Raw genomic sequence first — 14,268 nt, 5'->3', positions numbered from 1 at the left:
GGCCGCAACGCGGCCCCGGCAATTTCTGCTGCGAAGCTGAAAACCTGGGGCCGCTTCGCAGCCCTTTCGCGACACAAGGCCGCTCCTACAAGGCCCGCGCCAACCGTAGGAATCGCATATGACCTGGCAACCCCACATCACTGTCGCCACCATCGTCGAAGCCGAAGGCAAATTCCTCTTCGTCGAGGAATTCAAGGCCGGCCAGCACGTCTTCAACCAGCCCGCCGGCCACCTGGAGCCCAACGAAACCATCACCCAGGCCGCCCTGCGCGAAACCCTCGAGGAAACCGCCTGGGAGGTCGAGCTCACCGGCGTGGTCGGCATCTACCTGTACACCGCCCCCAGCAACGGCATCACCTACCAGCGCATCTGCTTCGCCGCGCGCCCGTTGCGCCACCACGCCGACCTGGCCCTGGACAGCGACATCGTCCGCGCCGTGTGGCTGAGCCGCGACGAACTGCTGGCCGAGCCGTCGCGCTGGCGCAGCGAACTGGTACCGCGCTGCCTGGAGGACTACCGCAAAGGCCCGCTGCACAGCCTCGAACTGCTGCGCGACTGACACCGGTTTGATAGAATCGGCGTTTTTCCCCTCTGATACACATCGGTAGCCATGACCAGCCCAGCACTCAAAGACCCCGCCAAGACCCGCGTCATCGTCGGCATGTCCGGCGGCGTGGACTCTTCCGTCTCCGCCCTTCTGCTCATGGAGCAGGGCTACCAGGTGGAAGGTCTGTTCATGAAGAACTGGGAAGAGGACGACGGCACCGAATACTGCACCGCCCGCGAAGACCTGGCCGACGCCCAGGCCGTGTGCGACCGCATCGGCATCAAGCTGCACACCGCCAACTTCGCCGCCGAATATTGGGACAACGTGTTCGAGCACTTCCTAGAGGAATACAAGGCCGGGCGCACGCCCAACCCGGACATCCTCTGCAACCGCGAGATCAAGTTCAAGGCGTTCCTCGACTACGCCCTGTCCCTGGGCGCCGACCTGATCGCCACCGGCCACTACGTGCGCCGCCGCGACACCGGCGCGCTCACCGAGCTGCTCAAGGGCCTGGACCCGAACAAGGACCAGAGCTACTTCCTGCACGCCGTCGGCGGCAAGGAGATCGCCCGCACCCTGTTCCCGGTGGGCGAGCTGGAAAAGCCCGAAGTACGCGCCATCGCCGAGAAACACGGCCTGGCCACGGCCAAGAAGAAGGACTCCACCGGTATCTGCTTTATCGGCGAGCGCCGTTTCAGCGACTTCCTCAAACAGTACCTGCCGGCCCAGCCGGGCGAGATCCAGACCACCGAGGGTGAAGTGATCGGCCAGCACCACGGCCTGATGTACCATACCATCGGCCAGCGTCAGGGCCTGGGCATCGGCGGCCTCAAGGATGCCGGCGACGAGCCGTGGTACGTGCTGGAAAAAGACCTCTCGCGCAACGTGCTGGTGGTCGGCCAGGGCAACGAGCACCCGTGGCTGTTCTCCCGTGCCCTGCTGGCCTCGGAAATTTTCTGGGTCAACCCCATCGACCTGTCCAGCCCGCGCCGGCTCACGGCCAAGGTGCGCTACCGCCAGGGCGACCAGCAGTGCACGCTGGAGCAGACCGCTAGCGGCTACCGCGCAGTGTTCGACGAGCCGCAGCGCGCCGTCACCCCGGGCCAGTCGGTGGTGTTCTATGACGGCGAGGTATGCCTGGGCGGTGGCGTGATCGAAGTGGCCGAGCCGTGGAGCCCGCGCGCATGAGCAACCTGCAGGAGCAGTTGATCGCCCTCGGCGGCGTGTTCCAGGCCGCGGTGCTGGTCGACCGCATCGCCCGCACCGGCCAGGCCAGCGAGGCCAATATCGGCTGCATGCTCGGCAGCCTGCTGGTGGTCGACCCCAAGAACACCCTCGAGGTGTTCGGCGGCGACGACCTCAACCTGCGCGACGGCTACCGCGCCCTGGTCGGCGCCCTGGAGCGCGACCCCAGCAGCCTGCAGCGCGAACCACTGCGCTATGCCCTGTCGATGCTGGGCCTTGAGCGCCAGCTGAACAAGCGCGGCGACATGCTCGACACCATCGGCAACCGCCTGCCCCAGATCCAGTCCCAGGCCGAGCATTTCGGCCTGGTTCATGAAAACGTCATCGCTTCCAGCGGAGCCTTGTACCAGGACACCCTGAGCACCCTGCGCCAACGCATCCAGGTGCATGGCGACATGCGCTTCCTGCAGCAGCCGAGCAACGCCTCGAAGATCCGCGCCCTGCTGCTGGCCGGCATCCGCGCCGCGCGCCTGTGGCGCCAGCTGGGCGGGCACCGCTGGCAGTTGGTGTTCAGCCGGCGCAAGCTGCTCAATGAGCTGTACGGGATGATGCGTACCAACGATTGACGCAGAACCCGCAGGAGCGGCCTTGTGTCGCGAAAGGGCTGCGCAGCAGCCCCGGCAATCTTGAGCCAGGCCCGAGATCCTGGGGCCGCGATGCGGCCCTTTCGCGACACAAGGCCGCTCCTACAGGGGATCGCAACATGATTGATAGGCCCGACCTTTGGTCAGCCACCCGACCCGGGCGCATTTTTCATGTATGATATGCGCCCTTCCAAAAGCCTGACTGTCCGAGAACACCCCATGCAGCTCTCCTCGCTCACTGCGGTTTCCCCTGTAGACGGCCGTTATGCCGGCAAAACCCAGGCCTTGCGCCCCATTTTCAGCGAATTCGGCCTGATCCGTTTCCGCGCCCTGGTCGAAGTGCGCTGGCTGCAGCGCCTGGCCGCCCACCCGCAGATCGGCGAAGTGCCGGCGTTCAGCGCCGAAGCCAACGCCGTGCTGGACAGCCTGGCCACCGATTTCAAGCTCGAGCACGCCGAGCGCGTCAAGGAAATCGAGCGCACCACCAACCACGACGTCAAGGCCATCGAGTACCTGCTCAAGGAGCAGGCCGCCAAGCTGCCGGAACTGGCCAAGGTCAGCGAGTTCATCCACTTCGCCTGCACCAGCGAGGACATCAACAACCTGTCCCACGCCCTGATGCTGCGCGCCGGCCGTGACGAGGTGCTGCTGCCGCTGATGCGCCAGATCGCCGAAGCTATCCGCACCCTGGCCCACACCCACGCCGCCGTGCCGATGCTGTCGCGCACCCACGGCCAGCCGGCCTCGCCGACCACCCTGGGCAAAGAGCTGGCCAACGTCGTCTACCGCCTGGAGCGCCAGATCGCCCAGGTAGCCGCCGTGCCGCTGCTGGGCAAGATCAACGGCGCCGTGGGCAACTACAACGCCCACCTGTCGGCCTACTCGCAGATCGACTGGGAAGCCAACGCCTGCGCCTTCATCGAGGACGAGCTGGGCCTGCAGTTCAACCCCTACACCACGCAGATCGAGCCGCACGACTACATCGCCGAGCTGTTCGACGCCATCGCCCGCTTCAACACCATCCTCATCGACTTCGACCGCGACGTCTGGGGCTACATCTCGCTGGGCTACTTCAAGCAGAAGACCGTGGCCGGCGAAATCGGCTCCTCGACCATGCCGCACAAGGTCAACCCGATCGACTTCGAGAACTCCGAAGGCAACCTGGGTATCGCCAACGCGCTGTTCCAGCACCTGGCCAGCAAGCTGCCGATCTCGCGCTGGCAGCGTGACCTGACCGACTCCACCGTGCTGCGCAACCTGGGCGTGGGCTTCGCCCACAGCGTCATCGCCTATGAAGCCAGCCTCAAGGGCATCGGCAAGCTGGAAGTCAACGAAGCCCGTATCGCCGCCGACCTGGACGCCTGCTGGGAAGTCCTGGCCGAGCCGATCCAGACCGTGATGCGCCGCTTCAACATCGAGAACCCCTACGAGAAGCTCAAGGAGCTGACCCGTGGCAAGGGCATCACCCCTGAGGCGCTGCTGACCTTCATCGACGGCCTGGACATGCCGGCCGAAGCCAAGGCCGAGCTCAAGCAGCTGACCCCGGCGACCTACATCGGCAACGCGGTGGCCCAGGCCAAACGCATCTAAGCTGAGCGTCGCGTGCAACGCCCGGCCTGGCCGGGCGTTTTTATTCCCGTACGAAAATTACGTTTTTTCAATAGGTTGAACATGAATTCTGATACTCCACTGCAACTGTTGGGCGGCCTCACGGCCCGTGAATTCCTGCGCGACTACTGGCAGAAGAAGCCACTGCTGGTACGTCAGGCCTTCCCCGACTTCGTCAGCCCAATCGACGCGGACGAGCTGGCCGGCCTGGCCCTGGAAGAAGAAGTCGAGTCGCGCCTGGTGCTCGAGCACGGCGAGCGCCCGTGGGAGCTGCGCCGCGGCCCGTTCGCCGAGGACGCCTTCGCCGACCTGCCCGAGCGTGACTGGACCCTGCTGGTGCAGGCCGTCGACCAGTTCGTACCGGAAGTGGCCGAACTGCTCGAAGAGTTCCGCTTCCTGCCCAGCTGGCGCATCGACGACGTGATGATCAGCTACGCCGCGCCCGGCGGCAGCGTCGGCCCGCACTTCGACAACTACGATGTGTTCCTGCTGCAAGGCGATGGCAAGCGCAACTGGAAAATCGGCCAGATGTGCAACAGCGACAGCCCGCTGATCGACCATGCCGACCTGCGCATCCTCGCCGGCTTCGAACAGAGCGAGGAGTGGACCCTGGAACCGGGCGACATGCTCTACCTGCCGCCGCGCCTGGCTCACTACGGCGTGGCCGAAGATGCCTGCCTGACCTACTCGGTCGGTTTCCGCGCACCGAGCGCCGCCGAAGTGCTGACCCACTTCACCGACTTCCTCGGCCAGTTCCTGCCGGATGAAGAGCGCTACAGCGACGCCGACGCCTTGCCCGCGGCCGATCCGCACCAGATCCAGCACGACGCCCTGGATCGCCTCAAGGCGCTGATCGACAAGCACATGAACGACAAGGACCTGCTGCTGACCTGGTTCGGCCAGTTCATGACCGAGCCGCGCTACCCAGAGCAGGTGGTGGGCGAGGAAGTGTCCGAACAGGAGCTGCTCGACTACCTCGGCCAGGGCGCCATCCTGATCCGCAACCCTAGCGCGCGCCTGGCCTGGTCCGAGTTCGGTGACGACCTGCTGCTGTTCGCCAGCGGTCGCAGCTGCCCGCTGCCGGGCAAATTGCGCGAGCTGTTGAAGCTGATCTGCTCCGCCGACGCCCTGCACAGCGAAAACCTGGCCCCGTGGCTGGAAGACGAAGATGGCCTGATGCTGGTGCAGCAACTGGTCATGCAAGGCAGCCTGGGGTTCGCCGATGAATAAGATCAGCGTACGCCTGGCCGACTGGCACAAAGACAACGCCGATATCCACCGTATCCGCAGCGCCGTGTTCGTTGCCGAACAGCACGTGCCGCCGGAGCTGGAGTTCGACGCCGAAGACCCCAGCGCCGTGCATTTCCTGGCGCTGGAAGGCGACTATCCGATCGGTACCGCGCGCCTGCTGCCCGACGGCACCATCGGCCGGGTCTCGGTGCTCAAGGACTGGCGCGGCCTGAACGTGGGCGATGCGCTGATGCGTGCGGTGATCGTCGAGGCGCAGAACCGCGACCTCAAGCAGCAGATGCTCAGCGCCCAGGTGCACGCCACGCCGTTCTACGAGCGCCTGGGCTTTCGCGTGGTCAGCGAGGAGTTCCTCGAGGCCGGCATCCCGCACGTGGACATGGTCCGTGATTCGCGCGAAATCGCCTGAGTCATCAGGTGGTCACCTGCTCTTTGTGGGAGCGGCCTTGTGTCGCGAAAGGGCCGCATGGCGGCCCCGGCGATCTTTGCGTCAACGCTGAAATCCTGGGGCTGCTACGCAGCCCTTTCGCGACCCAAGGCCGCTCCCACAGGGGGACAGCGCAGCCCAAAGGGCTGGATGATCTCCTACAGGCTCGCGAAGTGCCTTCAGGCAATCACGATCTGCCCATCCCCCAGCCCCTGAGCCGAAATCCCCACCAGCGTCACGCTGTCCCCGCCGAACTTCAGCACCAGGTCATCGCCCACCTGGCTGGCATGCGCCCGCCAGTCCGGCGCCGCCGTGCCACCCTCGACGCCGATGAACACCAGCCGGTCCTGCCCGGTGAAGTCCAGCACCCGGTCCTGGCCGAACGCACCGTCGAACAGAAACGTGTCGCGGCCACCGCCGCCACTGAGCACATCGTTGCCCGCCCCGCCGACCAATACGTCGTTGCCCGCCCCGCCCACCAGGCGATCGTCGCCGCCCAGGCCGAACAGCCACTGTCCCTGGTTACCGGCCAGCAACTGGTCGCTGCCCTGGCCGCCACTGTGCGACACGGCATAGGGATTGATCTTGCCGCTGTCGAGCAAGCCACCCGGCGTCACCGCATGGCTGACCTCCTTGCTGAAGATCAACAGGCTCGACTCCTTGCTGACCAGGGTCTCGACATTGCGCACCAGGCTGATGCCGCCCTCGGCGTCGCGCACATACAAGGTGCCCTGGCCATCCCGGGCGATGCTCAGGTTGGCCAGCGCATCCTGCAGCTTCAGGGTGTCATGGCCAGCACCGCCATCGATCAGGTTGAAGCCCCCGTCGTCGCGGAAGGTGTCGTTGCCGGCCCGGCCCTCGAGGTAGTCGTTGCCGCGCCCGCCATGGATCAGGTCGTCCTGCTCGGAGCCGATGATGAAGGTGCTGCCCTTGTGCGGCTCGGCATTGCGGTTGAGGTCCTCGACCCAGGTCGAGCCACGGGTCACGTCGGACAGGTTGCTGACCACGATGGTCGAGTCGCGGCTGGTCCACTGGTAGAAGGCCGAGTTCAACACCCGGCCCAGGCCATCGGTGTAGGCCGAGGGCAGGTGCGACAGCCAGGTGGCGATATTGCCAATGGAGAACGGCAACAGGTTCCAGGCGTCGGAGGCGTAGTGGTCGTTGAAGTTGACGATGTTGTTGGTTGCCCAGGCCTTGTCGCCATCATGCACGCCCAGCGTGCCCCAGGTGGCCGAGGTACCGTCGAGCACGCGGAATACCGGATCGTTCTCGTAGCCGATGTTGAGCACCTTGCCGGCGTCGGCGGCCTGGGTCGGCGAGGCGAAGGCCACGTAGCGCGCGTCCTGGTAGAAGCCCCCCCAGCGCGAGCCGCTCAGGTCGGCCAGGCTGTTGACCGCCAGGCCGCCAAGGCTGTGGCCGCTGACGGTGATGTCGGCGCCGCTCAGGCCGTTGGCCTTGGCGAAGGCCGCCACGTTGTCGAGCAGGCGGCCGAAGGCGTTGCCGGCGTAGTCGCGGGCGTAGCCGGCCGGGCCGATCGCCGCCAGCAGGTCGTTGATGGCATCGCCCAGGGTGTCGCCGAGCAGGTTCTCGCGCGGGCCGCTGGTGCCGCGAAAGCCGATGCCGATGCCGGTGAGCTGGCCAGTGCTGTCGTAGCGGCCGAGGATCTCGACCTGGGCGCTGGTATAGCCCGGCGCCTCGCCATGGAAGGTGCCGCGGGCATCGGTCTTGCCCTGGTAACCCAGTTGCGCGGCGCTGAGCGGTGACCAGCCGGCGGCCTTGACCTGGGCCAGGGCCCTGGCCTCGGCATCCGGATTCCAGGGGATGCCGGGGATCACCCCCTGGCTGTCGGTGCCGCCGATCAGGGCCTTGACCAGGGTGGCCGGCAGGCCGAGGCCGAAACCGTGCTTCTGGTAGCCGGCGCTGAAACCGTCGTCGATGCCATGGTAGGCGTAGGTCGCCAAGGCCATGGCGTCCTTGTAGAGCGCCGAAGAGGCAGTGCTGTCGAGCTGTCGATAATCGTATACGGGCATTGGTCTACATCCCTGTTGTTCTTGTAGGAAAGGCACCCCAGCGACTTCGTCCGGTGACACGACTGACGGGCGAAAGGCAAAGCTGGCACGCACTGCCCGGTACGTCCAACCCGAAGGGGCGGCTACCCTGCCAAAGTTGCGCACAAAAAACCTGTACATGCATACAGATAAAACTTGCCTGCACGCCCCGCCTTGCGCATCCTAGTGCGCAACTTTCACGATGAAGCGTTTGCGGCCATGCGCCTGTTCCTCTGCGAAAAACCCTCCCAGGCAAAAGACATCGCCAAGGTGCTCGGCGCCCAGCGCCGCGGCGACGGCTGCTGGATCGGCAGCGATGTCTGCGTGACCTGGTGCATCGGCCACCTGCTGGAGACCGCGCCGCCGGACAGCTACGACGAACGCTACAAGCGCTGGAGCCTCGACGACCTGCCGATCATCCCAGAGAAGTGGAAGATGACCGTCAAGCCCAAGACCTCCAGCCAGTTCAAGGCGGTCAAGCGCCTGCTGGGCGAGGCCCGCGAACTGGTCATCGCCACCGACGCCGACCGCGAGGGCGAGATGATCGCCCGCGAACTGGTCGAACACTGCCGCTACCGCGGGCCGATCCAGCGCCTGTGGCTGTCGGCGCTGGACGATGCCTCGATTCGCAAGGCCCTGGGCCGCCTGCTGCCTGGCCAGGAAACCTTCAACCTGTACCACTCGGCGCTGGGCCGCTCGCGCGCCGACTGGCTGATCGGCATGAACATGAGCCGGCTGTTCACCCTGCTCGGCCGCCAATCCGGCTACCAGGGCGTGTTGCCGGTGGGCCGGGTGCAAACCCCGACACTGCGCCTGGTGGTGGACCGCGACCGCAGCATCGCCGACTTCGTGCCCGTGCCGTTCTGGGCCATCGACGTACAGCTGCAAAGCGCGGACACCGTATTCAACGCCCAGTGGCGCGCCGCCGAAGACGCCTGCGACGACCAGGGGCGCTGCCTGAACCCGGCCCTGGCGCAACAGGCGGCCGCGGCGATGCGGGCGGCCGCTGCTGCGCGGGTGCTGAAGGTCACCACCGAGCGCGTGCGCGAGGCGGCGCCGCTGCTCTTCGACCTTGGCACCCTGCAAGAGGTGTGCTCGAAAAAGCTCGGCCTCGGCGCCCAGGAAACCCTGGACATCGCCCAGGCCCTGTATGAAACCCACAAGCTCATCACCTACCCGCGCAGCGACAGCGGCTACCTGCCGCTGAGCCAGCATGGCGAGGCGCCCGGCATCCTCGGCGCGCTGCAGCGCGCCGACAGCAGCCTCGCCGCGCTGCAGCCGCACCTCGACGCCCAACGTCGCTCACGGGCCTGGAACGACCAGAAGGTCAGCGCCCACCACGGCATCATCCCCACCGCCGCCGCCAGCGATCCGGCACGCCTGCCGCCCAAGTACAAGGCGGTGTACACCTTGATCCGCGCCCGCTACCTGGCGCAGTTCCTGCCCAACCACGAGTACGACCGTACCCAGGCCGAGTTCGACTGCGCCGGCCATGGGTTGCGCGCGGTGGGCAAGCAGATCGTCGAACCCGGCTGGCGCCGCGCGCTGCCCGAGGCGCTGGCCCCCGCCAGGGGCCGTGAAGCGCCACCGGCCCAGGTGCTGCCGCCCCTGGGCGAGGGCCAGGACTGCGCCGTGCACGGGCTGCAACTCAAGGACCTGTGGACCCAACCCCCCAAGCCCTTCACCGAGGGCGACCTGATCAAGGCAATGAAGAACGTCGCCAAGCTGGTGGACGATCCGCGGTTGAAGCAAAAGCTCAAGGACACCACCGGCATCGGCACCGAGGCGACCCGCGCCAGCATCATCCAGGGCCTACTTGATCGCGGCTACCTGATCAAGCACGGCAAGGCGCTGTCTGCCACCCCGGCGGCGTTCAGCCTGATCGACGCGGTGCCCCGGGCCATTGCCGACCCCGGTACCACGGCAATCTGGGAGCAGGCGCTGGACATGGTGCAGAGCGGCGAGATGAGCCTGGAAGCGTTCGTCGCCCGCCAGTCGGCGTGGATGGGCAAGCTGGTCGAGCGTTGCAGCGGTATGCGCCTGAGCATCAGCGGGCCGGCGGCGGGCAAGGCAGCGCCGCCGTGGAAGAAAAAGCGCAAGACGGCTGCCAAGGGCAAGGCCGCAGCCGGCAAACCCAGGCAGCCTCGACGCAAGGTGTCTACATAAGGCAGACGAGCACTCTCACAGGAAAACGTGTAAACACTGACCTTCCCGCCAAGCAGTGACGCCCATAAACACTGGCGCAATGAAAATCCTCTGCTATTTTTTCATGAAAATAATCAGAAAAAATTTCACGAGGCCCCGGCATGTTCAAGCAATCCGCCCAGCACGTCGCCAGCTACTACGCCCTCACCCACCCCACGCCCCTCCCCCTGCGCCCGACCCTGCAAGCTAGCCACGACACCGAGGTGCTGATCGTCGGCGCCGGTTTCAGCGGCCTGCACACTGCCCTGCGCCTGGCCCTGGCCGGCAAACGCGTGACCTTGCTGGAAGCCAGCCGGGTAGCCTGGGCCGCCTCCGGGCGCAACGGTGGCCAGGCGCTGCTGGGCTGGTCATGTGACCTGCCACCGCTGGAAAAGGCCCTGGGCCTGGAGCGCAGTCGGCGGCTGTGGGACAGCATGTGCTGGGCCGCCGAGGAAATGCGCGAGCTCCCACGGCGCCACGGTTTCGACATCGACTACCGCCTCGGCAGCCTGTGGACCGCGGTGCTGCCGCGCCGGGTGAAGCTGCTGGAGCAGGCCCGCCAGGAAGCCGCCGACAAGTTCGGCTACGACGGCTTGCGCCTGATCGCGCGCGACGAACTGCCCGAATGGATCGACAGCCCCCGCTACCAGGCCGCCCTGCTCGACCCCAACGGTGCCCATCTCAACCCGCTGAAGCTGGCCCAGGGCCTGGCCAACGCCATCGAGGCGGCCGGCGGACAGATCTTCGAGCAAAGCCAGGTGCTCGACTACCACGCCCACCGCGACGGCTTTCTCGCCCGCACCGCCAAGGGCGAGGTACGCAGCAGCGTGGTGGTACTGGCCTGCAACGCCTATATCGACCGCCTGGACCGCGACCTGTCACGTCGCCTGCTGCCGGTGGGCGCCTACCAGGTGGCCACCGCGCCGCTGGCGCCGGACTTCGCCGCCTCGCTGCTGCCGCGCAACAGTTGCGTGATCGACAACCAGTTCGTCCCTGACTACTTTCGCCTCACCCCCGACCACCGCCTGCTGTTCGGCGGCGGTTGCACCTACCTGGGCGGGATCCCCAAGGATGTCGCCGGCGCCACCCGGCCGTACCTGGAGCGGGTCTTCCCGCAGTTGCGCGGGGTGGCCATCGAGCATGCCTGGGGCGGGCACATCGACTGCAGCATGCAGCGCACGCCCGACATCGGTCGCCAGGGCCAGCGCTACTGGCTGCAAGGTTTTTCCGGCCATGGCGTGCTGCCGACCCTGGCCGGGGCGCGGGCGGTCAGCGACGCGATCCTCGGCGACGATGCGCTGCTGACGCTGTACCAAGGCATCGACAACGGCCGCTTCCCCGGCGGCGAGCTGCTGGCCGCGCCCCTGGAGGCCGCGGCCAAGGCCTGGTACAGGATGCGCGACCATGTCTGACGATATCCAGGCCCTCGCCCGCCAGGTGCGCGACCTGCGCAAGTACCGTGGCCTGACCCTCGATGAACTGGCCAGCCGGGTCAAGCGCTCGCTGGGTTTCCTCTCCCAGGTCGAGCGGGGCCTGTCGCGCCCGACCGTGGCCGACCTCACCGCCATCAGCGAAGCGCTGCAGGTGCCCACCACCTACTTCTACCAGGCCGTGCCGCCACGCGAGCTCGACTGGGTCACCCGCCCCGGTGAGCGGCGCACCCTGTACTACGCCGCCGGGGTCACCGATGTGCTGGTCTCGCCCACCCTCAATGGCCGCTTCGCCATGCTCGAAAGTCACCTGGCGCCAGGTGCCAGCAGTGGCGACGGGCACCTGGACGACAGCTCGGAGCAAGGGGGTTTCGTGCTCGAGGGTGAACTGACCTTGTGGCGCGAAGGCCACGAAGGCGCCGTCACCCTGGGGCCAAACGACAGTTTCCAACTGCCGCCGCACAGCCAGTTCCGCTACGCCAACCTGACCGATCAGCCGACCCGGGTTCTCTGGGTCTTCCGTTGAGAGCACGCCCATGACCAGCACCACCGGCTTTGCCGACTTGCCCAGCGAAATCCGCGCGTTCCGCCAGCAACACCCTGAAGTGCGCTATGTCGACCTGATCAGCCTGGACATCCCTGGGCACTTCTACGGCAAGCGCTACCCCATCGAGATGCTGGCCAAGGTCGCCGCCGGCAGCCCGCTGAAATTGCCGCAGAACTGCGTGCTGCTCGGCGCCCAGGGCGGTCTGTTCCCGATTGGCGACTACTGCTTCAACGACGGCGACCCCGATGCTTTCAGGCGCCTGGTGCCCGGCACGCTCAAGCGGGTGGACTGGGAGCGCGAACCGCTGGGGCAGATGCTGATCACCTCCGATGGCACCGCCGCCCCCATCGCCTTCGAGCCACGGGAAGTGCTCGCCCGCGTGCTGCGACGCCTCGAACGGCGCGGCATACGCCCGGTGGTGGCGTTCGAGCTGGAGTTCTATCTGTTCGATCGCGCGCTCAAGGATGGCCTGCCGCAGTTTCCCCACGACCCGTTCAGCGATGACGCCGACGACCAGCCGAACATGCACATCGAACGCCTGTCGCGGTTCTCCGACGTGCTGCGCGAGATGGTCGATAGCGCCAACCGGCAGGGGATCGACGCCAATGTCATCAGCGCCGAACTGGGCCCTGGCCAGTTCGAGATCAACTTCGACCATTGCGACGATGGCCTGCGCGCCGCCGACTGGGCGGCGCTGTTCTGCCGCAGTACCCGCGGCGTGGCGCTCAAGCACGGCTTGCGCGCCTCGTTCATGAGCAAGCCGTACCTGCAGGCGCCGGGCAGCGGCATGCACGTGCATGTCAGCCTTTATGACGCGGCCGGCAACAACCTGCTGGCCGCCGACGGCCAGCGCCCGCTGCGCCATGCCGTGGCTGGCTGCCTGGCACTGCTGCCGCACTGCATGCCGGTGTTCGCCGCCAACCACAACGCGTTTCGCCGCTATGGCGCCATGGTCAATGCCGCCAGCCGGGCCAGTTGGGGCTTCGAGGACCGCGACGCATGCATCCGCATCCCCGAGTCGGACCCGCGCAACCTGCGGATCGAGCACCGCCTGGCCGGCGCGGACGCCAACCCGTACCTGGTGCTGGCGGCGATTCTCTGTGGCATGGAGCATGGCCTGGAGGCCGGCCAGGAGCCGATCGCGCCGTTGAACGAAAACCGTGGCAGCGGCATCGACTTCCCCAAGGACATGCTCGGCGCGGTGGCGGCCATGCGCGGGCACCCGGCAGTGAACGAAGGCTTGGGAGAGGAGTTCGTGATGGTGTACTGCGAGAACAAGCGCCAGGACCACCTGGCGTTCCTGCAGGAGGTCAGTGCGCGGGAGTACCGCTGGTTCCTCTGACCGCACGCACGCGGGGTGGGCTGCCAGGCGCCAGAGCTGGCAACCCATACCACTGAGGATTACCATGGCGTTCCCTGCGTGCGACCTTTTGTCGCCCTTTGCCGCCAAGCCCCCTATCCCATGCCCTTCGAACTGACTGTAGAACCGCTCACCCTGCTGATCCTCGCCCTGGTCGCCTTCGTCGCTGGTTTCATCGATGCCATTGCCGGCGGCGGCGGCCTGCTGACCACGCCGGCGCTGCTCACCGCCGGCATGCCGCCGCACCTGGTGCTGGGCACCAACAAGCTCAGTTCCACCTTCGGCTCGGCCACTGCCGGTTTCACTTATTACCGGCGCAAGCTGTTCCACCCGGCCCAGTGGCGCCCGGCGCTATTGGCCACCCTGGTGGGCGCGCTGCTCGGTGCGGTGATCGCCCACTACATGCCTGCGCAGTGGTTGAACAAGATGCTGCCGGTGATCGTCTTCGCCTGCGGGGTTTACTTGCTGTTCGGTGGTACGCCCAAGGCGCCGCTGGACGCCGACGCGCCGATCAGCAAGAAATGGCAGTTCCCTCAGGGTTTCACCTTGGGCTTCTACGACGGGGTCGCCGGGCCTGGCACGGGTGCGTTCTGGACCGTCAGCACCCTGCTGCTGTATCCCATCGACCTGGTCCGTGCCAGTGGCGTGGCGCGCAGCATGAACTTCGTCAGCAATATCGCGGCGCTGACGGTGTTTGTCGTTTCCGGGCAGGTGGATTACATCGTCGGGCTGTGCATGGGGCTTTCGGTCATGGTCGGGGCGTTTTTCGGCGCGCGGACGGCGATTAGCGGGGGGAGCAAGTTTATTCGGCCGGTGTTTATTGCGGTGGTGCTGGGGTTGACGGTGCGGTTGGTTTGGCAGCATTGGGTTGGGTAGCGGGTCTGGGTCTGTAGTGATTGTTTTGGTTCTTGTATGCGCATTCATTTGCGATGTCGACGCACAGTCACCTTTCCGCCTTTACGGCCATCCCTTTCAAGGTCTTCGGTAGAATCCGCTGAAATCCAGTCAGGAAGACCCGAGCGATGTGGGCTGATGTACTA

General features: G+C 66.4%; 12 protein-coding genes. 11 read left to right on the top strand and 1 reads right to left on the bottom strand.

Going from position 1 to position 14,268, the window contains the following annotated elements; genetic code table 11:
• The first annotated feature begins 118 nt into the window (after nt 1-118).
• The 6 genes from NJG22_RS01915 (at nt 119) to NJG22_RS01890 (ending at nt 5,641) form a co-directional block, all read left to right on the top strand.
• The gene (locus NJG22_RS01915; RefSeq protein WP_253092097.1) at nt 119-559 is read left to right on the top strand and encodes an NUDIX hydrolase; all 441 of its coding nucleotides are present in this window, start codon (nt 119-121) and stop codon (nt 557-559) included.
• A gap of 51 nt (nt 560-610) precedes the next feature.
• A complete protein-coding gene (gene mnmA, locus NJG22_RS01910; protein ID WP_253092095.1) occupies nt 611-1,735 on the top strand; it encodes a tRNA 2-thiouridine(34) synthase MnmA in 1,125 nt (374 codons plus the stop codon).
• Nucleotides 1,732-2,358 (top strand): high frequency lysogenization protein HflD, encoded by a 627-nt coding sequence (gene hflD / locus NJG22_RS01905; protein ID WP_186661950.1) that lies wholly within the window; start codon nt 1,732-1,734, stop codon nt 2,356-2,358. The genes mnmA and hflD overlap by 4 nt, the downstream gene beginning before the upstream one ends.
• A gap of 237 nt (nt 2,359-2,595) precedes the next feature.
• Nucleotides 2,596-3,966, top strand: a complete 1,371-nt coding sequence (gene purB / locus NJG22_RS01900; RefSeq protein WP_253092093.1) for an adenylosuccinate lyase — start codon at nt 2,596-2,598, stop codon at nt 3,964-3,966.
• A gap of 81 nt (nt 3,967-4,047) precedes the next feature.
• Nucleotides 4,048-5,214 (top strand): cupin domain-containing protein, encoded by a 1,167-nt coding sequence (locus tag NJG22_RS01895; RefSeq protein WP_253092091.1) that lies wholly within the window; start codon nt 4,048-4,050, stop codon nt 5,212-5,214.
• Nucleotides 5,207-5,641, top strand: coding sequence for a GNAT family N-acetyltransferase (locus NJG22_RS01890; RefSeq protein WP_253092089.1), 435 nt, complete (start codon nt 5,207-5,209; stop codon nt 5,639-5,641). Before NJG22_RS01895 ends, NJG22_RS01890 begins: the two co-directional genes overlap by 8 nt.
• Nucleotides 5,642-5,838: 197 nt before the next feature.
• Here NJG22_RS01890 and NJG22_RS01885 read toward each other — a convergent pair whose 3' ends face one another.
• Complete coding sequence (locus NJG22_RS01885) at nt 5,839-7,689, bottom strand: calcium-binding protein (RefSeq protein WP_253092087.1); 1,851 nt, start codon at nt 7,687-7,689, stop codon at nt 5,839-5,841.
• Between the two features lie 237 nt (nt 7,690-7,926).
• On the opposite strand from NJG22_RS01885, the gene NJG22_RS01880 reads away from it, so the two are divergent.
• The 5 genes from NJG22_RS01880 (at nt 7,927) to NJG22_RS01860 (ending at nt 14,104) form a co-directional block, all read left to right on the top strand.
• A complete protein-coding gene (locus NJG22_RS01880) occupies nt 7,927-9,873 on the top strand; it encodes a DNA topoisomerase III (protein ID WP_253092085.1) in 1,947 nt (648 codons plus the stop codon).
• A gap of 140 nt (nt 9,874-10,013) precedes the next feature.
• Nucleotides 10,014-11,303 (top strand): FAD-binding oxidoreductase, encoded by a 1,290-nt coding sequence (locus tag NJG22_RS01875; protein WP_253092084.1) that lies wholly within the window; start codon nt 10,014-10,016, stop codon nt 11,301-11,303.
• Nucleotides 11,296-11,847, top strand: coding sequence for an XRE family transcriptional regulator (locus NJG22_RS01870; protein ID WP_253092082.1), 552 nt, complete (start codon nt 11,296-11,298; stop codon nt 11,845-11,847). The genes NJG22_RS01875 and NJG22_RS01870 overlap by 8 nt, the downstream gene beginning before the upstream one ends.
• Nucleotides 11,848-11,857: 10 nt before the next feature.
• Nucleotides 11,858-13,210 (top strand): glutamine synthetase family protein, encoded by a 1,353-nt coding sequence (locus tag NJG22_RS01865; protein WP_253092081.1) that lies wholly within the window; start codon nt 11,858-11,860, stop codon nt 13,208-13,210.
• A gap of 120 nt (nt 13,211-13,330) precedes the next feature.
• Nucleotides 13,331-14,104, top strand: a complete 774-nt coding sequence (locus tag NJG22_RS01860) for a TSUP family transporter (protein ID WP_253092079.1) — start codon at nt 13,331-13,333, stop codon at nt 14,102-14,104.
• The last annotated feature ends 164 nt before the right edge of the window (nt 14,105-14,268 follow it).

This window comes from Pseudomonas sp. VA159-2 (assembly GCF_024126635.1).
Classification (GTDB): domain Bacteria; phylum Pseudomonadota; class Gammaproteobacteria; order Pseudomonadales; family Pseudomonadaceae; genus Aquipseudomonas; species Aquipseudomonas muyukensis.
The sequence above is the reverse complement of the archived record's forward strand: the minus strand, read 5'-3'. Positions and strand labels throughout refer to the sequence as shown.